We start from the raw sequence: 19987 nt of genomic DNA on the forward strand, positions 1-19987 counted from the left end.
CTTATTTTAAGTCAACAGGGCAGTATAATGCATTATCTACTTCTTGCCGTTTTTTGTAGCGTGGCGGTTTCCGTGTTGTTAAAAATTGCGCGCAAAAAAAATATTCTTATCGAACAAGCCATCGCCTTTAATTATATCGTGGCGCTTTCCTTGGCCTATTTTTTGTTAAAACCGAACTTTAACGGACTGGGTTTCACCGATTTTATCGTACAAAGCGAACATTCGCCGATCTTTTTTGCTTTAGGGATTTTATTGCCGACGGTGTTTATTATTATGTCGAAAGCCGTTGAATATGCCGGTATCGTGCGTTCCGACGCTGCCCAACGACTTTCCTTATTTTTGCCGATTTTAGCGGCATTTTTGCTATTCGGCGAACAACTGAACCAATCCCGTTTAATCGGCATTATTTTGGCGTTTAGCGCCTTGTTTTGCCTTATCAGCAAACCGACACAGCAAATGGAGCAGGGAAGATTCAAGGGCATTATCAGCTTATTATTGGTTTGGCTCGGCTACGGAGTAATCGATATTTTATTTAAACAAACGGCAAAAATGGGCGCAGCATTTTCGACCACGTTGTTTATTTCCTTTGTGCTAGCGGCTTGCGTGATGTTTATGTATCTGCTGTTCAAAAAAACTCGCTGGACGACGCCGAGCTTATTAGGCGGTATTTTGTTGGGCGGATTGAATTTTATGAATATTTTGTTCTATATCAAAGCGCACCAAAGTTTCAGCGAAAATCCGACCTTAGTCTTTGCCGGAATGAATGTCGGCGTGATTTGTTTAGGCACAATTACCGGCGCATTACTTTTTAAAGAAAAAATAAGTAAAATCAACGGATTGGGCGTATGTTTAGGTATTTCATCCATTCTGTGTTTATTCTATTTCGATAAATTATTCGGATAAAAACGATGCAAAACGATTTTTCTTTTTTTATTTACGATTACGAAAGTTTCGGCGTTAATCCGGCAAGCGACAGACCGGCGCAATTCGCCGGTATTCGTACGGACGCCGATTTCAATATTATCGGCGAGCCGGTAATGCTGTATTGTAAACAAACCAACGATTATTTGCCGTCGCCGGAAGCCGTGCTTATCACAGGGATTACGCCGCAGGAATGTAATGAAAAAGGCTTGCCGGAACCGGAATTCGCCGCTCGAATTTTACAAGAATTCAGTCGTCCGCACACTTGCGTAATGGGTTTTAATAACATTCGTTATGACGATGAAATGACACGTTATACCTTTTATCGCAATTTTATCGATCCTTACGAATACAGCTGGAAAAACGGCAATTCTCGTTGGGATTTGTTGGATTTGGTGCGCGCCTGTTATGCCTTGCGCCCGGAAGGGATCAACTGGGCATATGACGACCAAGGTATGCCGTCGTTCCGTTTAGAAAAACTCACTCAAGTCAATGGAATAGAGCACAGCAACGCGCACGATGCAATGGCGGACGTTTATGCCACCATCGAAATGGCAAAACTCATTAAGCAAAAACAACCGAAATTATTTCAATATTTCTTTGAAAATCGTGGTAAAAAAAGCATTGAACAACTTATTGATACGGCAGCGATGACGCCTTTAGTTCACGTTTCCGGAATGTTGGGCAATTATCGCGGTAACACCACTTGGATTGCGCCGCTGGCTTGGCATCCTACCAATCAAAACGCCGTTATCGTATGCGATTTGGCGAAAGATACGCAAGATTTATTGACAAAAAGTGCGGTGGAATTGCGCCGAATTTTATATACGCCGAAAACCGAATTGGAACAACAGGGAATTTCACCCGTTCCGCTTAAATTAGTGCATATCAATAAATGTCCGATTCTTGCGCCGGCAAGAACCTTATTACCGGAAAATGCCGAACGATTAGGCATAGATCGCGAATTTTGCCTACAAAATCTGCAAAAATTACGTCAATCTTTAGATATTCGTGAAAAAGTCATTGAAATTTTTACGGAAGAGCGAATATTCGAGCCGAGTGATAATGTCGAAACCGAATTATATCAAGGTTTTTTTAGCACGAATGATAAAAATAATATGGCGATTTTGCGCGATTTACCGGCGGAAAAATTAGCGGAACACGGCTTATCTTTCCAAGACCCGCGCATTGCCGATTTGTTATTTCATTACCGAGCAAGATATTTTTATAAAACGTTGAACCGCGCGGAACAAATCAAATGGCAAAAATATCGTCAACGTAAACTGGCACAAAGTGCGGTGCAATTTGAACAAAGTTTACAGAATTTAGCCGAGGAATATCAAAATAATCCGGAAAAATTGGCGTTATTGCAGCAAGTTTATGAATATGGCGCCAGACTTTTAGCTTAAAGAGGACATAATGAATATTTTAATCGATTTTGACGGTACTTGCGTCACGCACGAATTCCCTTATGTGGGAAAAGATGTCGGTGCAGCGCAAGTTTTGCGTGACATCGTCACAAATGGGCATCGATTAATTTTATTCACAATGCGCTCGGAAAGTTGTTATTTAGCAAGCGCGTTAAATTGGTTTAAGCAAAATCAAATTACGCTATACGGCGTCAATGTAAATCCGGAACAGCATAAATTTACCGATTCGCCGAAAGCTTACGGCGATTTGATTATCGACGACATTGCACTTGGTATTCAAAAAGTGCCTTGTCGTTTTCATCGTCCTTACGTGGATTGGAAATGGGTCGCCGAACGCTTGCTGGAACAAGGCATATTAACCGCGGAGCAGGTGAGTCGGTATGATTTTGAAATGCAGAAATATCTATAATTTCACCGCACTTTTGATACTTTATATTCTTTTTTGAAAACGGAATTTTTATTAAACCCTTGAATGTTTTTAAAGCAATATTTTCAACTTTTTATACTAAAACACCTCGAAATAGCATTTTTATCTTTCCGTATCATCTCGCAGTTTGCCATTACAAATAATGTCCTAAATTTAATTCTGCATTCAATCTAGGTATTTTCACTGATATTTTTTCTCTAGATTCACCACATTGATTCTTATGGATCTCATATTAATGAGATTTAATTTTTCTTTACATTTCTTTTTTCCTGCGAATAACTTCGATATTTACCCCCGTGACAAGGTAGATTTTTACCTTAATGTATATTGCCTGAGTAGTATTTGTGACTTGTGTATAAGTCTGTGATTTACTTAATCCGTAGTTTCTGCTAACCTTGTAACTAATTTCGCATAATGTATATTATGTTAAATAAAATAACTGCAAAAGTCACATTTGAAATCATCCGGATTACCCTATTTTTTTCTTATCGCTTATTTTGAATTTCAAACCAAATTCTGAAGTTATCAATTTTATTTTTTACGGCGTTGTTATTTGATGTGATGTATTTGGTAAGGCTTTCGAGTTGAAGTTATTTATTTGAATTTCAATTTTTTAAATTGAGTTAATTTGTGTTTTGAAATTTCGTTATGGTTTCTTTTGATCGCGCTACGCGAAATCTGAGATAAATTTGCGAGTTTGGTATCATAGAATTAAAAATAAAAAATTCACCTTTTCGCTAAAAGAGACGCTGTCACAAAATAAACTGTAATTTATGCAGTATCGCGACGATATTTTGTCTATAATGCAATAAGAATTACTTAATGCAATCAGTGAGGAAAAAATGACTCAAGTAACAAAACAGCAAGTTTTAGATGCCTTCCATTTTCGAGCGGCAACACGAAGCTATGATCCGAATAAAAAAATCGCAAAGGAAGATTTTGCCTATATTTTAGAACTCGCCCGCCTCTCGCCGAGTTCCGTCGGTTCGGAACCGTGGAAATTCTTAGTCGTGCAAAATAAAGCCTTGCGCGAACAACTTAAACCGGTTAGCTGGGGAATGGTTACGCAAATTGATGACGCGGATTATTTAGTGGTGATTTTGGCGAAGAAAAATGCACGCTATGATTCCGATTATTTTCGTCAAGCCTTGGAAAAACGCGGATTGACCGAAGAACAAATGGTTAAGGTGTTGGCTCGTTATAAAAGTTTTCAAACCGATGATATGAAAATCGCCGATAATCCGCGTGCGTTATTCGATTGGACAAGCAAACAAACCTATATCGCGTTGGCAAATATGATGACCGGCGCGGCGCTAATCGGTATTGATAGCTGCCCGATCGAAGGCTTTAATTACGATGAAGTGAATCGTATTTTGGCGCAAGCCAATGCTTTTGATCCTGAAGAATGGGGCGTTTCCGTTATGGTTACTTTCGGTTACCGGGCGAAAGAAATCAAATCGAAATATCGCAAACCGACGGAAGAAGTGGTCGATTGGATTGAATAAACATCGAAAGTGCGGTCAATTTGATCGCACTTTTTCTTCATTTCCCTACTCTACGCCTTATTTTTCGATCGAGATCACAGAAATCTGCGGTGAAATAGCTTAAGATTTTCCTTTTTAATTAATTAAGGGGAAATAATGGAATTTGAAACTCAATGCCTGCATTCGGGCTATACGCCAAAAAACGGTGAACCTCGTGTGCAACCTATTGTGCAAAGTACAACCTTTACTTACGATTCGGCGGAAGATATCGGCGATTTATTTGATTTAAAGAAAGCCGGATTTTTCTATAGCCGTTTGGCAAACCCGACTACAAGTGTCGTAGAAGAGAAATTGACCGCACTTGAAGGGGGCGTCGGCGCATTATGCACTTCATCCGGTCAGGCTGCTGCTTTTTATGCCTTATTAAACGTATTGGAATCCGGCGATCATTTTATTTCGTCCTCCTCTATTTACGGCGGCACCTACAATTTATTTGCACATACGCTGAAAAAAATGGGTATCGACGTGACATTTGTAGATCCGAGTTTACCTTTAGAAGAGCTAACTCGTGCCATTCAACCGAATACCAAAGCCGTTTTCGGTGAAACAATCGCGAATCCGGCACTTCGAGTTTTGGACATTGAGAAATTCGCGCAGCTGGCACAAGCTGCACAAGCACCGTTGATTATCGACAATACTTTTGCGACGCCCTATTTTTGTCGCCCGTTTGAATTCGGTGCCAATATCGTCGTACACAGTACGACAAAATACCTCGACGGGCACGCGGTCGCATTAGGCGGCGTGATCATTGACGGCGGAAATTTTAACTGGCATAACGGTAAATTTCCGCAATTTACTCAGCCGGACGAAACCTATCACGGATTGGTTTATACGGAAACTTTCGGTTCGGCGGCTTATATTGTGAAAGCACGCGTGCAATTAATGCGCGATCTCGGCGCAACGCCTGCACCGCAAAACAGCTTTTTATTAAATTTGGGCTTGGAAACGCTCGCGCTCAGAATGCAAGCACACTACCGCAATGCCCTTACCGTCGCTGAATTTTTAGAAGCGCATCCTTGCGTAAATGCGGTTAATTATCCAGCATTAAAGAGCTCGCCGGATTATGCCTTGAAACAAAAATACGTCCCGAACGGACTGTGCGGCGTGGTGTCTTTTGAAATTAAAGGCGGAAAAGAAGCGGCGGCGAAATGGTTGAATGCGTTAAAATTAGTGTCGCGCGAAGTTCACGTCGCGGACATTCGAACCTGCGCGCTACATCCGGCAAGTTCGACACACCGTCAATTAAGCGCCGAAGAATTGGAAGCAATCGATATTTCCGCCGGTCTTATTCGTATTTCCTGCGGAATCGAACATATCAATGACATTTTGGCGGATTTGCAGCAAGCCTTTGATTCACTGTAACAAAAATAAACCTTAATAAAATCAACCGCACTTTGCGCCTCACGACAACAGCTGTTTAGCCGAAGTGCGGTTATTTTTCGTGAATTATTCTTGCACGATTTGTCCGAATTTTCCGCTTTGCACGTCTTCAATGGCTTGCAGAATTTCTGCTTTCGAATTCATCACAAAAGGTCCGTAACCGACGACCGGTTCATCAATAGGCTCGCCGCTTAAGATTAATAATTTCGCGTCATTATTCGCCTCAAGCTTCACCCCCTCCCCGCCTCGCTGAAAGGTCGCTAATTCTCCGCGACGCGCAATTTGTTCGTCGTTAATTTGAACCGTGCCGTCCAACACCAGAATAATCAAATTATGACTTTCCGGAACGGGAAATAAATGAGATTTTCCCGCGTGTAATGCCACATCCCACATATTGATCGGTGTAAATGTCGCGGCAGCACCTTGCACCGAACCGAATTCACCGGCAATAATTCGAGCGCTGCCGGCATTTTCTGCCAACGGAACGATCGGAATATTTGCCGATTTAATCGCCTGATATTTCGGGCGGGTCATTTTGTGCTCGGCGGGTAAATTCACCCAAAGTTGCACCATTTCAAACATCCCGCCCTTGCGTGAAAAATCGGCGGAATGAAATTCTTGGTGCATTAACCCGGAGCCCGCCGTCATCCATTGCACATCGCCTGTGCCGATCGTTCCGCCGCCACCGTAAGAATCTTTATGCGTCACCTCGCCTTGATACGCCAGCGTCACCGTTTCGAATCCGCGATGCGGATGCTCGCCGACACCACGAAAATCCGCTGTTCGTCCGCCGTCAAAATGACGCGGCGGATTGTAATCCATTAATAAAAACGGGCTTAAATGTTCATTTTTATCTTGATAACTAAACATCGATTTAACGTGAAAACCGTTACCGACCCAATGTTTTTCCGGCCCGCTGTGAATAGTTGCAACTGATTTCATTTTATTTCTCCTTATTTGTATTCTTGTTCATTTCGGCTTTAGTCGAGTCATTTTCGCTAAAGTGTGTTAATTATATCTTTCACTAAAATTTGATAAATACGGGAAATATTGAAACAATTTCAATAAAAAAGAAAAAATAAAATCACCGCACTTTTTTGCTTTTCAAAGGCAAGGCTAAGCTTGTTGTTAATTATTCGTATATAACTTTGTTAAATAAAAATAATTTTTATTTAAAAACTCTTTTAAAATGAATAACTTACAAAATAAACCGCTTGATTTTTCTCAAAGTGCGGTTAAAATGAAAACTGTTTTATTCACATTAAAAAGGAAAGGAGTTGGTTATGCTGAACAAAGCAATCACCGATAAATTGAACGAACAAATTAACTTAGAATTTTATTCGTCCAATGTTTATTTACAAATGAGCGCGTGGTGTGCGTCTCGCGGTTATGAAGGTGCGGCAGCGTTTTTATTACGTCACGCCGATGAAGAAATGGAACATATGCAAAAATTATTTTCCTATGTTAACGACACCAGCGGAATGCCGTTATTAGGTAAAATCGAGGCGCCAAAAAATGATTACCGATCATTAAAAGAAGTGTTTGAAATCATTTTCGAACACGAAAAATTCGTCACGGCGAAAATTAACGAATTGGTTGAAGTCACTTTTGCCCACAAAGACTACTCTACCTTTAATTTCTTACAATGGTATGTTGCCGAACAACACGAAGAAGAAAAATTGTTCAGTGGCATTTTAGATAAATTCAACTTGGTCGGCGAAGACGGTCGTTCGCTTTACTATGTGGATCGCGATTTAGCGACATTATAAGGGAGAAAAAACAATGTTATCGGCAAACGTGATTAATTTATTAAACGATCAAATGAATTTGGAATTTTATTCCTCTAATTTATATTTGCAAATGAGTGCGTGGTGCGAACAAAAAGGATTCAAAGGCGCGGCGGCGTTTTTATCCGCGCACGCGGCGGAAGAAATGCAACATATGCGCAAATTGTTCACTTATTTGAACGAAACCGGCGCGTTAGCGGTAATTCGTGAGATCGACGCTCCGCCACACGAATTTACCTCGTTAAAACAAGTTATCGAATTAACTTATGAACACGAAAAACTTATCACCAGCAAAATTAACGAATTGGTCGGCAAAACCTTTGAGGAAAAAGACTATTCTGCGTTCAATTTCTTGCAATGGTATGTAGCGGAACAACACGAAGAAGAAAAATTATTCAGCGGTATTTTAGATAAATTGAATCTTCTCGGTGACGACGGCAAAGGCTTATTCCTTGTGGATAAAGATTTAGCCGCGTTAGCAACCCGCGCATAATCCTCCGAACAAGCCGATAGAATTTTCCGTCGGCTTTTTATTTTTCCGCATAAACTTGTTGATTTTCCACCGCACTTTTTCCCGTTTCGTTTTTCTCATAACTACAGGTTTTATACACGAAGGCAAACAGCAAAATACAAAGCATTATTAAAATTTGTATCAAGCGTTTTTTAGTCAATTTTTCCGCTGCCATAATGGTCTTTTTGCTCCTTTAACAAAGATTTAACTATTTAAATCTTCTTAATTTTTAGATTTAATGGTATCATTTATTGAGTTAGATCAATTTTACACGACTTTTTTCTGTTTGACCGAGTTATTTGAGGATTAAATGAAAATTTTAGCTAACGAAGCCAAAATCGGGCGTCGCGTTCAATCCGGCGGATGTGCAATTCATTGTCAAGATTGCAGTATCAGCCAACTTTGTATTCCCTTCACATTAAACGAACACGAATTGGATCAACTTGATAATATTATCGAACGCAAAAAACCCATTCAAAAATCGCAAGTGTTATTTAAAGCCGGCGATGAATTAACCTCGCTTTATGCCATTCGGTCAGGCACAATCAAATCTTATACCATCAGCGAAACCGGCGAAGAACAAATCACTTCCTTCCATTTACCCGGCGATTTGGTCGGTTTCGACGCTATTACCAATATGCAGCACCCAAGCTTTGCGCAAGCCTTGGAAACCGCAATGGTGTGTGAAATCCCTTTTGACGTATTGGACGATTTATCCGGCAAAATGCCGAAATTGCGCCAGCAAATGATGCGTTTAATGAGCAATGAAATCAAAAACGATCAAGAAATGATTTTATTGTTATCCAAAATGAACGCGGAAGAACGTTTGGCGGCGTTTATTCATAATTTATCCCGTCGTTATTCGGCTCGCGGCTTTTCTGCGCGCGAATTCCGTTTAACGATGACCCGCGGCGACATCGGCAATTATCTCGGCTTAACCGTAGAAACCATCAGCCGTTTATTAGGACGTTTTCAAAAAATCGGAATGTTATCCGTGCAAGGAAAATATATCACCATTAATAATATGGCAGAACTTGCCGAACTTGCCGGCGTCACCAAAACAAAATTACAACTGCTCGGTTAATTTCATTACTTTCCTCGTGATGCTAGTGCAGTATTTTGTTGCACTAGATCACCTTTTTTAAAACTCTTCCTTGTTATTTCATAAAATCTTTTCTATCCTATTAGTCGCATAAACACAGCAGCTATGGAGGTTGTTATGAAGTTTAATAATATACTTGTCATTCTCAATCCGGAAAACGAAAAACAATATGCGCTTGCGCGAGCGGTTCGTTTAGTTAAAGAACAAAAAAGCGAAACCAAGGTAAAGATTACGACCTTTATGGCGGTTTACGATCTGTCTTATGAAATGTCCGCCCTGCTGTCCTCGGAAGAACGCGAAAGTATGCATCGCGGCGTCATCGAACAACGTCAAAAAGCGGTTCAACCTTATTTGGAAAAATATGCTGATCCGAATATCGAATTCCATTCTATCGTCGTGTGGAACAGCAATGAAGCGGAAGCCATCAGTGCGGAAGTAGAAAAAGATAATTACGATTTGGTGGTGAAATATACGCAAGAAGAAGACAGCATTACTTCGCTAATTTTCACGCCGTTGGATTGGCAATTACTGCGCAAATGCCCGACGCCGATTATGATCGTTAAAGACAGCGATTGGAAACATCAACGCCGTATTCTAGTGGCGGTAAACGTCTCCGACGATGAAGACAATCACAGTATTTTCAATGATGAATTGGTTACGCTGGGGATTGATTTGGCGGATATTTTGGAGCGCGGCAATGTTCATTTGGTCACAGCCTATCCGCCGACACCGATTAATATGGCGATCGATTTACCGGAATTTAACACCGTGGAATATAACAACGGTATTCGCGGGCAACATTTAATCAATATGAAAGCCTTACGCCAAAAATTCGGTATTGATGAAGATCATACCCACGTTTGCGAAGGTTTTCCGGAAGATGTAATCCCTGAAGTGGCGCAAAAAATCGGCGCGGAAATGGTGGTTTTAAGCACAATCGGACGCACCGGCTTCTCCGCCGCCTTATTGGGCAACACCGCCGAACACGTTATCAGCAAACTAAACTGTAACCTATTGGCGATTAAACCGAGCAAACCTATCGATTAATTCGCCTCGACAAATGCAAAAGTGCGGTAAAAAATACTTGTTTTTTCACCGCACTTTTTGTTGTTTAGCTTTTATCCGACAGCGACCTTTGGTCGCAATCGGTTACGCATTGGTTGTGGCTTTGCCACCTAAATAGGAGCGGCAACACCGCTCACTTATGCGTAACCTAGTACGGCTTTGCCGTGCTAGGTTAGAAAAAATTTGATTGCCTGATTATTTTTTACGCTCAACCCATTTCCCGTCAAGATAATCCACCAACCATTTGGTCGCTTTGCCCTCTTTTTCCGAGGTAACATATTGACGTTTTTCTTTTCGACTGAAACGGATAATCGCCTCATTGCCATCCGGATCTTTCGCCGGCGCATCCGCCAAATATTGCAATTTCTCCGGTAAACGCTCGCGATATTGCGCTAATTCCGCCACTTTCGCCGGTCGAGTTTCGCGTGATTTCGGGAAATTATGCGCCGACATAAACACGCCGCTTGCGCCGTCGCGCAGCACGAAATACGCATCGGATTTTTCACATTTTAGTTCAGGGAAATGCACCGGTTCTTCTTTCGGCGGTGCGACCTCGCCGTTTTTCAGAATTTTACGCGTATTATCACACGCGGTACACGCCATATATTTACCGAAACGGCCTAATTTTAAATGCATATCCGAACCGCATTTATCACATTCGACAACCGGACCGTCATAGCCTTTAATTTTAAATTCGCCTTGTTCGATAATATAACCATCGCAATTCGGATTATTCCCGCAAATATGTAATTTACGGTGATTATCAATCAGATAGCTATCCATTGCGGTGCCGCATTTCGGGCAACGTTTGCGTTCCATTAATGCTTTGGTTTCGGACGCTTCATCCAACACGTTTAATAATTCCGCTTCCGGAATCAAATTTATCGTGGTTTTACACCGCTCTTTCGGCGGCAAGGCATAACCGGAACAGCCTAAAAAGACACCTGTGCTCGCCGTGCGAATCGCCATTTTTCGTCCGCAGGTCGGACAATCAATATCGGTCGGCACTAAACTGTTCGGCTTCATTCCACCTTCCAATTCATCCAGCTCCGCTTGGCTTAATTTTTGCGAAAAATCGCTAAAGAATTGGTTTAACTCGGATTTCCAATCTTTTTTGCCGTTTGCGATTTGGTCTAAAATATTTTCCATATTCGCGGTGAAATCATAGCTCATTAAATCGGCAAAAGATTGATCCAAACGATCGGTAACGATTTCGCCCATTTTTTCCGCATAAAAACGGCGATTTTCCGTGCGAACATAACCGCGTTCTTGAATGGTGGAAATAATCGCCGCATAGGTGGATGGACGCCCGATACCGCGTTTTTCCAATTCTTTCACTAACGCCGCTTCGGTGAAACGTGCCGGCGGTTTGGTAAAATGTTGTTGCGGCAAAATATCTTTTAATTTCAAGCTCTCACCGACTTTCACTTCCGGCAACACTTGATCTTCGGCGTTTTTGCCGATTTGCGGTAACACTTTCGTCCAACCGTCGAAACGTAAAATCCGCCCTTTCGCTTTTAAGCCGTAATCGCCCGCGCGCACGGTTAAGGTCGTGCTGTCATATTGCGCCGCCGGCATTTGACAAGCGACGAATTGGCGCCAGATCAAATCATATAATCGCACGGCGTCTTTATCCATTCCGACCAAATCCGCCGCCAGCACCGTCACATCGGACGGACGAATCGCTTCGTGCGCTTCTTGCGCGTTTTCTTTGCTGGAATAGAAATTCGGTTTTTCCGGCAAATACGGCTGACCGTAATGGCGCGCAATATAATCGCGCACGGCGTTTAGCGCATCTTGGCTTAAATTGGTGCTATCGGTACGCATATAAGTGATATAACCGGCTTCATATAAACGCTGCGCCAACATCATTGTTTTCTTCACGCCGAAACTTAACCGCGTGCTGGCGGTTTGTTGTAATGTAGAAGTAATAAACGGCGCGCGCGGTCTGGAACCGGTCGGTTTGGTTTCCAAATCCGTGACGAGGTAATCGGAATCACGCAAAAAATCCACCGCACTTTGTACTTGCGCGGCATTTTTCGGTTCGAATTTATTACCGTTAAATTCCGTGACATCAAGCTGAATACGCGCTTTCTTCGCCGTTTCGCTCTGTACCGCGACTTCCCAATATTCTTCCGGTTTGAAGGCTTTGATTTCGCGCTCGCGTTCCACCAATAACTTCACCGCTACGGATTGCACGCGTCCGGCAGATAAGCCGCGCGCCACTTTTTTCCATAATAACGGCGACACCATAAAACCGACGACGCGATCCAGAAAACGGCGGGTTTGCTGCGCATTCACCCGATCCAAATTCAACTGTTCCGGCTTTTCAAAGGCTTGTTTAATGGCGTTTTTCGTAATTTCGTTAAACACCACGCGACTGAAACGGGCGTCATCGCCGCCGATCACCTCACGCAAGTGCCACGCAATCGCCTCTCCTTCTCTATCCAAGTCGGTCGCCAGATAAATATGATCGGCTTTTTTGGCTAAGGATTTCAATTCGGCGACCACTTTTTCCTTATCCGGCAAAATTTGATAATTCGCCGCCCAATTATGATAAGGATCGATACCCATTCGTTTTACCAGCGCGTTACGTTCTTTTTCTTCTTTAACGGCTTGTTTTTCTTGTAAACTTAATCCCTTAGTAGAAATCGGCTTGCTTTTTTCTCCGCTGCCGCTACCGACGGTCGGCAAATCGCGTATGTGACCGACACTGGATTTGACCACATAATTACCGCCCAAATATTTATTAATGGTTTTCGCCTTTGCCGGCGACTCCACAATAACCAAAGATTTACTCATCTTTTCTTTACCTAAATTTATCTATTTTGTGTAAAATTGTCGTTATATTGCTAACTATCCGTTGTTAGGTCAACCATTTTTTTCAAAAAGGGATATAAATTGGACAAACTGAACGCAATTTCCGTTTTTTGCAAAGTCATTGAAACACAAAGTTTTACTCAAGCCGCCGCGCAGCAAAATATTTCCGTGGCAATGGCGAGCAAATTGGTTTCTCAGCTTGAAGAACAACTTAAAACCCGTTTATTACAGCGCACTACGCGCAAAATCGTCCCGACGGAAGCCGGCTTAATCTATTATCAACGCTGCCAACCGATTTTAACCGAATTGGACGACGCGGAAGCCAGTATCAGCAACCTCACTACCACCTTGCAAGGCAATCTCACTATTTCCCTGCCGCGCGATTTCGGTTTGCGTTTTATTGCGCCGAATTTAACCCGATTTATCAATGCCCATCCGCATTTGCATATGGAAATCGAATTTAACGATCGAATGGTCGATTTGGTCGCCGAAGGTTTCGATCTCGCCTTGCGTATCGGTTATTTGCAAGACAGCTCTTTGGTGGCGAAAAAAATCGCGACTTCGACAATGCATTTCGTCGCTTCGCCCGATTATTTAAAACGGCACGGCATTCCGCAAACGCCGGCGGAATTGGAACATCACGATTGCCTGTTATACAAAGCGACGGGCAATCAAATTTATTGGGAATTTACCGACGCCAACCGCACCCAGCGCATTAAAATGCGTTCGAAACTGATTTGTAACAACGGTCTGACCCTTGCCGCGCTTGCCAAAGACGGACTCGGCATTATCAACACGCCGCGCTTTTTTGTCGAAGAAGAATTGGCCGCCGGCGAATTGGTGGAAATTTTGCCGAATTATCGCCAACAACAGCTTGATTTACACATTGTATATCCTCATCGTCGCCATTTAGCGGCAAAAGTGCGGGCGTTTATCGAGTTCGTCAGCGGTTTAAATCTCTGCGCGGCAACGTCGCACAAGGCTTAAACAAGGTGAAAAACGTGCGGAAAAATCACCGCACTTATAATCGATTCCACACCGCTTCGACCGTTTCCGGCAACGGCGCCAATTTGCCTAATTCTACCCACGCGCAAGGAAAGTGAAAATCCGATCCGACGGAACCGAGCAACTGCTGTTCCGCAGCCCACTGCGCGAGTAATTGGCGCTGATCCGGCGTTTGTCCGCAACCGCAAATTTCTATAGCATCACCGCCCCAAGATTTAAACGCCGCAATTAATTTTTTAATCTGTTTCGCCGTCATCGTATAACGCAACGGATGTGCCAACACCGCCACGCCGCCACTTTGATGAATAGTATCAATCGCCGTGGGAATATCCGCCCATTGTGCCTTCACATAAGCGGATTTGCCTTGTGCCAGATATTTTTTAAAGGCTTGTCCTTCATTGGCGACTTTGCCGATTTGAATCAAATAGCGCGCATAATGCGCACGGGTGACTTCGCCGTCCGCCAGTTTACGCGTTTCTTCAAAGGCATTCGGCACACCGCATTTTTCCAATTTTCGCCCGATTTCCACCGCACGTTGATAACGCAAACCTTGTTGTTCGGCTAAAAGTGCGGTCATTTTCGGATGAGTTTGTTCAAATCCTAAGCCGACAATATGAATGGCACGATTTTCCCACGATGTTGAAATCTCCACACCGGTAATTAACCGTATTCCTAATTCTTCCGCCTGTTTTTGCGCATCAGACACGCCATCAACCGTGTCGTGATCGGTCAACGCCAGCACATTCACACCCTGTTCATAAGCGCGTCGCACCACATTCGCCGGTGAGAATAAACCGTCGGAGGCATTGCTGTGACAATGTAAATCGTAAATCGGAGTCATTTTTTCGTATTTCTCACTAAAACAAAAGTGCGGAGATTATTTCCGCACTTTTCGAATTATTTAATCGCCGAGACCAACGCCTTCACCAAGCCCGGCCCGTGACAAATTAAACCGGAATACACTTGCAATAATTGCGCGCCGGCGTTGATTTTTTCTTGCGCATTTTGCACACCGTCAATCCCGCCGCTGCCGATAATCGGCACTTCGTCTTTTAATTCTTGATATAAACGCGCGATAATTTCAGTGCTTTTTTGTTGCAACGGTTTGCCGCTTAAGCCGCCGATTTCCTGCGCATTTTTCAATCCGGCGACGGTATCGCGCGAAATCGTGGTATTGGTGGCAATCACGCCGTCAATTCGGTGACGTCGTAACGTATCCGCAATTTGCACTAATTCGCTTTCGGTTAAATCCGGTGCGATTTTCACCGCAATCGGCACATATTTGTTATATTGATCCGCCAATATTTTTTGTCGTGCTTTAATGCTTTGTAATAAATCGTCCAAGGCGTCGCCGTATTGCAACTGACGCAAATCCGGCGTATTCGGCGAAGAAATATTCACCGTAATGTAACCGGCATAGTTATAGGCTTTATTTAAGCAATAAATATAATCGTCTTTGCCTTTTTCAATCGGCGTCACTTTGTTTTTACCGATATTAATTCCGATCACGCCGTCATATTTAGCTTTTTTCACATTTTCGATCAGATAATCAATCCCGTTATTATTAAAGCCGTTGCGGTTAATAATCCCCTCCGCTTCCGGCAAACGGAATTGGCGCGGTTTCGGATTACCTTCTTGTGCTAAAGGCGTCACCGTACCCACTTCAATAAAGCCGAATCCCATTGCGCCGAAACCGTCAATCGCCTCGGCATTTTTATCCGCACCTGCCGCTAATCCGATAGGATTTTTAAATTTAATACCCATTACGGTTTTTTCCGTGCCTTGCGGACAAGCCAACGCCGCGCGCACCAAATGTTTTAACGGTGAATTGCCCGTTAATTTGAGTAAATTTACGGTTAAATCGTGCGCATTTTCCGCATCGAGGGAAAAAATCGCTTTTCTGATTAATGAATACATAGTCCTATTTTTCTCCGGACAGATAAGCTATAAAAAAGTGCGGTGAATTTTACCGCACTTTATCCGATTTATTGAAGTGCTTTTTCAATTTTCTCAAATAAATCTTTGGATAAATTTTCCACTTCGCTTAAGCGCTCCAACGCCCGCTTCATTAAGGTTTGTCGCTGCGCGTCATAACGGGCGAAACGAATCAACGGCTCGATCAAACGAGACGCCACTTGCGGATTGGTGTCGTTTAAACGAATCAAAATATCCGTTAAGAACCGATAACCCGCACCGTCCGCCGAATGGAAAGCTTTCAAGTTTTGCGCCGCAAAGCTGCCGATAAGCGCGCGCACGCGATTCGGATTATTAAAATTAAAGCTCGGATGATCCATTAGTTGTACCACATTCATCAACACGTTTTCATTCGGACGTGTCGCTTGTAAAGCAAACCATTTATCCATCACCAAGCCGTCGTGCTGCCATTTGCTTTCAAAATCGCTTAATAAATTTTCCTGACAAGCTAACTGCGCTTTAGTCGCCGCATTCAACGCCGCCAGACAATCGGTCATATTATCGGCATATAAATAATGTTTATTGACCAAATTATTGCCCAAATTGGTAAACGCCAAATAATACAAGCACAGATTTTTCAACCCGCGCAACGCAATGTCCTGTGAGGTTACGCGATAGGTTTCCAAACGAATCTGATTATAAACTTTCAAAAGCAATTCTTTTAGATTATCAGCAATCGTGCGCAACATAAATTGACGCACCGCGGCAATGCCTTCCGGATCAATGACTTTAAAAGATTCGGCAAATTCGGTTTCTTTCGGCAAAGTTAAAATCAACGTCGTCAGTTCGACATCTTGCGAATAATTTTCCAACACTTGGTAAAGTGCGGTCAAAATTTCCGCAGAAAAATCCAAGGAAAGACCTTGTTGATAATTGGACAAGTTACGTCGTAACTCTGCATTAAACAGCATTTGAACCGCGTCCCAGCGCACAAATTCGTTCTTCGCAAATTTTAATAGCGTAATCAGTTGTTTTGTCGTGTAATCATAATCCAATTTCACCGGCGCGGAAAAATCACACAACAACGCCGGCACTGGACGATGATAAATATTATGAAATTCAAAGATTTGATCCGTGTGAATCACATCCAATACATCGCTGACCGTCTGTCCGTCTTTTTGCAAAGATAAACTCATTCCGCTTTCGTCATAAAAGGCGATTTTCAACGGAATATGCAAATTCACTTTGTCCATTTGATCGGCGGTCGGCGGTGTCATTTGCGATACGTTTAAACGATAAATATGGTGTTTTTCATCAAATTCGTCGCTGACGGTTAATTCCGGCGTGCCGGATTGACTATACCAACGACGGAATTGAGCCAAATCCACGCCGGACGCTCGCTCCATCGCCGAAACGAAATCTTCGCAAGTAGCGGCTTTTCCGTCATTTTCCGCAATATACAGCGCCATTCCCGCCTGAAAAGCTTTTTCGCCCAATAAAGTGTGCAACATACGAATCACTTCCGCGCCTTTTTCATACACGGTCATCGTATAAAAATTATTCATTTCGATAACTTTTTCCGGACGAATCGGGTGTGACATCGGGCCGGCATCTTCGGCAAATTGCGCCGTGCGTAAAAACTTCACGTTATTAATGCGATTCACCGCGCGCGATCCCGTATCCGATGAAAATTCCTGATCACGGAACACCGTCAAACCTTCTTTTAAACTCAGCTGGAACCAGTCGCGGCAAGTTACGCGGTTACCCGTCCAGTTGTGGAAATATTCGTGTGCAATCACACTTTCGACCGCCAAATAATCCTCATCGGTCGCGGTTTGCGGATTTGCCAGCACGAATTTAGAATTGAAAATATTCAAGCCTTTATTTTCCATTGCGCCCATATTAAAGAAATCAACGGCGACAATCATATAAATATCTAAATCGTATTCGAGGTTAAAGCGCGTTTCATCCCATTTCATCGCATTTTTCAGGCTTTGCATCGCCCAATGCGCACGCTCCGCATTACCGCGATCCACATAAAGCGCCAACGTCACTTCGCGCCCGCTTTTCGTCACGAAAACATCGTGCAACACGTCAAAGTCACCGGCAACCAAAGCAAATAAATAACTCGGTTTCGGGAACGGATCTTTCCATTCCACCCAATGCCGCCCGTCTTCCGTATCTCCGCTTGCCACAAGATTACCGTTCGACAATAAATACGGATATTTGCTTTTGTCCGCCGTAATTTTGGTGGTATAACGCGCCAACACATCGGGACGATCCAACATATAAGTGATCTGACGGAAACCTTCCGCTTCGCATTGGGTACAAATCCCCTCGCCCGATTGGTATAAGCCTTGTAGCGACGTATTGGCGGCGGGTTCCAAATTGGTCACGATTTCCAATTCAAATTGATCGGCTTCCGCCTCCGGCAAGATTAACGTCAGACTTTCGCTATTTTGTTGATAATCGGTAAAATCTCGCCCGTTCAATTTCACGGAAACAAATTGAAAGCTGTGCCCGTCCAAACGCAATTCACGACTTTCTCCATTCAAACGTTTGATTCGGCTTATTGCCGTCACGCGCGTTTTTTGCGGATCTAATTGAAAATCAAGGGAAATATCGGTAACGGTAAAATCGGGAGTTTTATAATCTTTTCTATATTTGGCTTTAGCGTGCATAATAATGACCTAATATACGACACGGAATGTACAACAAAAATATGCGGTTAGGATATGCTGTTTAACCGCAAGTTGCAAGCAAGATTTCCGCTGCGATATTGCGAAAAAATCCACCGCACTTCACCATAAATTCGCCGTTAAACCAGATAACCAAACCAAAGCAAACGTTTGCTCGAATTAACGAAATTATGCTATCCTAGCGCAGTTTTAACTAAGCAAGGAAAATTTATGACAACTCCACAAATCGCCATTGTAATGGGTTCCAAAAGCGACTGGGCGACAATGCAAGAAGCCACAGCGATTCTTGACGAATTGAATCTAACTTATCACGTTGAAGTGGTCTCCGCGCATCGCACGCCGGACAAATTATTTCAATTTGCCGAAAGTGCGGTAGAAAAAGGCTATAAAGTGATCATCGCCGGCGCAGGCGGCGCGGCACATTTACCCGGAATGATCGCGGCAAAAACCATTGTTCCCGTGTTAGGCGTACCGGTTAAAAGCTCTATTTTAAGCGGCGTTGACAGCTTATATTCCATCGTCCAAATGCCAAAAGGCATCCCTGTCGGCACCCTCGCCATCGGCCCCGCCGGAGCCGCCAACGCCGGATTACTCGCCGCACAAATCCTAGCCTCGTTTAATCCCGACATCGCTGCACGCCTGCAAAAATATCGCAACGCCCAAACCGACGCCGTATTAAACAACCCCGATCCGCGCCAATAAACCACCGCACTTTGGAATTTATTGAATTTACTTATGGTGAATGTGCCATAAGTAAATTTGAATAGTGGGCGAATTATTGAGTATTTGAGTTATTCTTTATCTACTTTTATGGTGTAAAAATGAAAAAAATTATCTTATCGATTCTATTTTTATTTATATCCGTGAATACATTCGCCGATTCTTTGGGTGTAAAATATATCGGAACAAACAGCGCCGCCGTAAGAGAATATGCAACGCAGGAAAGTCCCGTTATCGAACGGATTACATATGGCAAAAAAGTTTATGTCTATGGCATCCTAAATGATTGGAGCAGATTAACGGAGGTCAACCAAGCCAAACAACGTTGGGTGCGTTCAAACGAATTATGCGACACCCCGAATTGCCGCATCAAAAATAACACGATAACTACAAAAACTAAAAAATCGACGGTTTATCCCCAAAAAACAACAAAATCATTAAAATCATCAACGTCCCATTCTGTTAAAAAAAGCCGAGTAAAATCTCAATATACCAGTAGTTGCTCCTGCGGATATGGTTATTGTTACGGACCGAGAGGCGGACGTTATTGTATTACTTCCGGCGGGAATAAAAGTTATAGATAATCGTGAGGGTTAATAAAAGTGCGGTTGGTTTTAAAACTTTTTTAAAATCACCGAGCTTACTAAAGCCGAAACGGGTTA

At 43.0% G+C, this 19987-nt stretch carries 18 protein-coding genes; 12 read left to right on the forward strand and 6 right to left on the reverse strand.

The window, feature by feature from the left end:
* Nucleotides 1-27: 27 nt before the first annotated feature.
* From CVP04_RS01215 to CVP04_RS01235, 5 genes are all read left to right on the forward strand, one after another.
* Nucleotides 28-903 carry a hypothetical protein gene (locus tag CVP04_RS01215; RefSeq protein ID WP_100295695.1) on the forward strand — a complete coding sequence of 292 codons (876 nt, stop codon included), beginning with the start codon at nt 28-30 and terminating at the stop codon, nt 901-903.
* Nucleotides 904-908: 5 nt separating this feature from the next.
* Entirely contained in the window at nt 909-2330 is a 1422-nt protein-coding gene (gene sbcB, locus CVP04_RS01220) for an exodeoxyribonuclease I (RefSeq protein WP_100295696.1), read from the forward strand.
* A gap of 10 nt (nt 2331-2340) precedes the next feature.
* Nucleotides 2341-2760 carry an HAD family hydrolase gene (locus CVP04_RS01225; protein ID WP_100295697.1) on the forward strand — a complete coding sequence of 140 codons (420 nt, stop codon included), beginning with the start codon at nt 2341-2343 and terminating at the stop codon, nt 2758-2760.
* An 860-nt stretch (nt 2761-3620) separates the two neighbouring features.
* The gene (locus tag CVP04_RS01230; RefSeq protein WP_100295698.1) at nt 3621-4283 is read left to right on the forward strand and encodes an NAD(P)H-dependent oxidoreductase; all 663 of its coding nucleotides are present in this window, start codon (nt 3621-3623) and stop codon (nt 4281-4283) included.
* Nucleotides 4284-4418: 135 nt separating this feature from the next.
* Complete coding sequence (locus tag CVP04_RS01235; RefSeq protein ID WP_100295699.1) at nt 4419-5684, forward strand: O-acetylhomoserine aminocarboxypropyltransferase/cysteine synthase family protein; 1266 nt, start codon at nt 4419-4421, stop codon at nt 5682-5684.
* Nucleotides 5685-5768: 84 nt separating this feature from the next.
* On the opposite strand, the gene CVP04_RS01240 is transcribed toward CVP04_RS01235, so the two are convergent.
* Entirely contained in the window at nt 5769-6644 is an 876-nt protein-coding gene (locus CVP04_RS01240) for a pirin family protein (RefSeq protein WP_100295700.1), read from the reverse strand.
* Nucleotides 6645-6985: 341 nt separating this feature from the next.
* Here CVP04_RS01240 and ftnA (CVP04_RS01245) point away from each other — a divergent pair, with 341 nt between their 5' ends.
* Complete coding sequence (gene ftnA / locus CVP04_RS01245) at nt 6986-7471, forward strand: non-heme ferritin (protein WP_100295701.1); 486 nt, start codon at nt 6986-6988, stop codon at nt 7469-7471.
* Nucleotides 7472-7484: 13 nt separating this feature from the next.
* Complete coding sequence (gene ftnA / locus CVP04_RS01250; RefSeq protein WP_100295702.1) at nt 7485-7982, forward strand: non-heme ferritin; 498 nt, start codon at nt 7485-7487, stop codon at nt 7980-7982.
* A gap of 37 nt (nt 7983-8019) precedes the next feature.
* Here ftnA (CVP04_RS01250) and CVP04_RS12190 read toward each other — a convergent pair whose 3' ends face one another.
* On the reverse strand, nt 8020-8175 hold the full coding sequence (locus CVP04_RS12190) for a hypothetical protein (protein ID WP_165772755.1): 156 nt from the start codon (nt 8173-8175) through the stop codon (nt 8020-8022).
* A 135-nt stretch (nt 8176-8310) separates the two neighbouring features.
* Between CVP04_RS12190 and CVP04_RS01255 the strand changes: the two genes are divergently transcribed.
* Nucleotides 8311-9084, forward strand: coding sequence for an FNR family transcription factor (locus CVP04_RS01255; RefSeq protein ID WP_100295703.1), 774 nt, complete (start codon nt 8311-8313; stop codon nt 9082-9084).
* 135 nt (nt 9085-9219) lie between these two features.
* On the forward strand, nt 9220-10149 hold the full coding sequence (gene uspE / locus CVP04_RS01260; protein ID WP_100295704.1) for a universal stress protein UspE: 930 nt from the start codon (nt 9220-9222) through the stop codon (nt 10147-10149).
* A gap of 213 nt (nt 10150-10362) precedes the next feature.
* On the opposite strand, the gene topA is transcribed toward uspE, so the two are convergent.
* Nucleotides 10363-12969 carry a type I DNA topoisomerase gene (topA, locus tag CVP04_RS01265; RefSeq protein ID WP_100295705.1) on the reverse strand — a complete coding sequence of 869 codons (2607 nt, stop codon included), beginning with the start codon at nt 12967-12969 and terminating at the stop codon, nt 10363-10365.
* A 99-nt stretch (nt 12970-13068) separates the two neighbouring features.
* Between topA and CVP04_RS01270 the strand changes: the two genes are divergently transcribed.
* Nucleotides 13069-13974: a LysR family transcriptional regulator gene (locus CVP04_RS01270; protein ID WP_100295706.1), complete on the forward strand. Its 906-nt coding sequence runs from the start codon at nt 13069-13071 to the stop codon at nt 13972-13974.
* Between the two features lie 34 nt (nt 13975-14008).
* Here CVP04_RS01270 and rnm read toward each other — a convergent pair whose 3' ends face one another.
* The 3 genes from rnm to pepN all read right to left on the reverse strand — a co-directional run bounded on the left by rnm (nt 14009) and on the right by pepN (nt 18587).
* Nucleotides 14009-14833, reverse strand: coding sequence for an RNase RNM (rnm, locus tag CVP04_RS01275; protein WP_100295707.1), 825 nt, complete (start codon nt 14831-14833; stop codon nt 14009-14011).
* 56 nt (nt 14834-14889) lie between these two features.
* Nucleotides 14890-15909: a quinone-dependent dihydroorotate dehydrogenase gene (pyrD, locus tag CVP04_RS01280; protein WP_100295708.1), complete on the reverse strand. Its 1020-nt coding sequence runs from the start codon at nt 15907-15909 to the stop codon at nt 14890-14892.
* Between the two features lie 68 nt (nt 15910-15977).
* Nucleotides 15978-18587: an aminopeptidase N gene (pepN, locus tag CVP04_RS01285; RefSeq protein ID WP_100295709.1), complete on the reverse strand. Its 2610-nt coding sequence runs from the start codon at nt 18585-18587 to the stop codon at nt 15978-15980.
* A gap of 228 nt (nt 18588-18815) precedes the next feature.
* Here pepN and purE point away from each other — a divergent pair, with 228 nt between their 5' ends.
* Nucleotides 18816-19307, forward strand: coding sequence for a 5-(carboxyamino)imidazole ribonucleotide mutase (gene purE, locus CVP04_RS01290; RefSeq protein ID WP_100295710.1), 492 nt, complete (start codon nt 18816-18818; stop codon nt 19305-19307).
* A gap of 119 nt (nt 19308-19426) precedes the next feature.
* Nucleotides 19427-19909, forward strand: a complete 483-nt coding sequence (locus CVP04_RS01295) for a hypothetical protein (protein WP_100295711.1) — start codon at nt 19427-19429, stop codon at nt 19907-19909.
* Nucleotides 19910-19987: the final 78 nt, after the last annotated feature.

Origin of the sequence: Caviibacterium pharyngocola (assembly GCF_002795405.1) — a bacterium.
Taxonomy (GTDB): domain Bacteria; phylum Pseudomonadota; class Gammaproteobacteria; order Enterobacterales; family Pasteurellaceae; genus Caviibacterium; species Caviibacterium pharyngocola.

Coding starts and splice junctions, on each gene's coding strand:
- CVP04_RS01215 (WP_100295695.1), top strand. CDS start 28: ATGCATTATCTACTTCTTGCCGTTTTTTGTAGCGTGGCGGTTTCCGTG.
- sbcB (WP_100295696.1), top strand. CDS start 909: ATGCAAAACGATTTTTCTTTTTTTATTTACGATTACGAAAGTTTCGGC.
- CVP04_RS01225 (WP_100295697.1), top strand. CDS start 2,341: ATGAATATTTTAATCGATTTTGACGGTACTTGCGTCACGCACGAATTC.
- CVP04_RS01230 (WP_100295698.1), top strand. CDS start 3,621: ATGACTCAAGTAACAAAACAGCAAGTTTTAGATGCCTTCCATTTTCGA.
- CVP04_RS01235 (WP_100295699.1), top strand. CDS start 4,419: ATGGAATTTGAAACTCAATGCCTGCATTCGGGCTATACGCCAAAAAAC.
- CVP04_RS01240 (WP_100295700.1), bottom strand. CDS start 6,644: ATGAAATCAGTTGCAACTATTCACAGCGGGCCGGAAAAACATTGGGTC.
- ftnA (WP_100295701.1), top strand. CDS start 6,986: ATGCTGAACAAAGCAATCACCGATAAATTGAACGAACAAATTAACTTA.
- ftnA (WP_100295702.1), top strand. CDS start 7,485: ATGTTATCGGCAAACGTGATTAATTTATTAAACGATCAAATGAATTTG.
- CVP04_RS12190 (WP_165772755.1), bottom strand. CDS start 8,175: ATGGCAGCGGAAAAATTGACTAAAAAACGCTTGATACAAATTTTAATA.
- CVP04_RS01255 (WP_100295703.1), top strand. CDS start 8,311: ATGAAAATTTTAGCTAACGAAGCCAAAATCGGGCGTCGCGTTCAATCC.
- uspE (WP_100295704.1), top strand. CDS start 9,220: ATGAAGTTTAATAATATACTTGTCATTCTCAATCCGGAAAACGAAAAA.
- topA (WP_100295705.1), bottom strand. CDS start 12,969: ATGAGTAAATCTTTGGTTATTGTGGAGTCGCCGGCAAAGGCGAAAACC.
- rnm (WP_100295707.1), bottom strand. CDS start 14,833: ATGACTCCGATTTACGATTTACATTGTCACAGCAATGCCTCCGACGGT.
- pyrD (WP_100295708.1), bottom strand. CDS start 15,909: ATGTATTCATTAATCAGAAAAGCGATTTTTTCCCTCGATGCGGAAAAT.
- pepN (WP_100295709.1), bottom strand. CDS start 18,587: ATGCACGCTAAAGCCAAATATAGAAAAGATTATAAAACTCCCGATTTT.
- purE (WP_100295710.1), top strand. CDS start 18,816: ATGACAACTCCACAAATCGCCATTGTAATGGGTTCCAAAAGCGACTGG.
- CVP04_RS01295 (WP_100295711.1), top strand. CDS start 19,427: ATGAAAAAAATTATCTTATCGATTCTATTTTTATTTATATCCGTGAAT.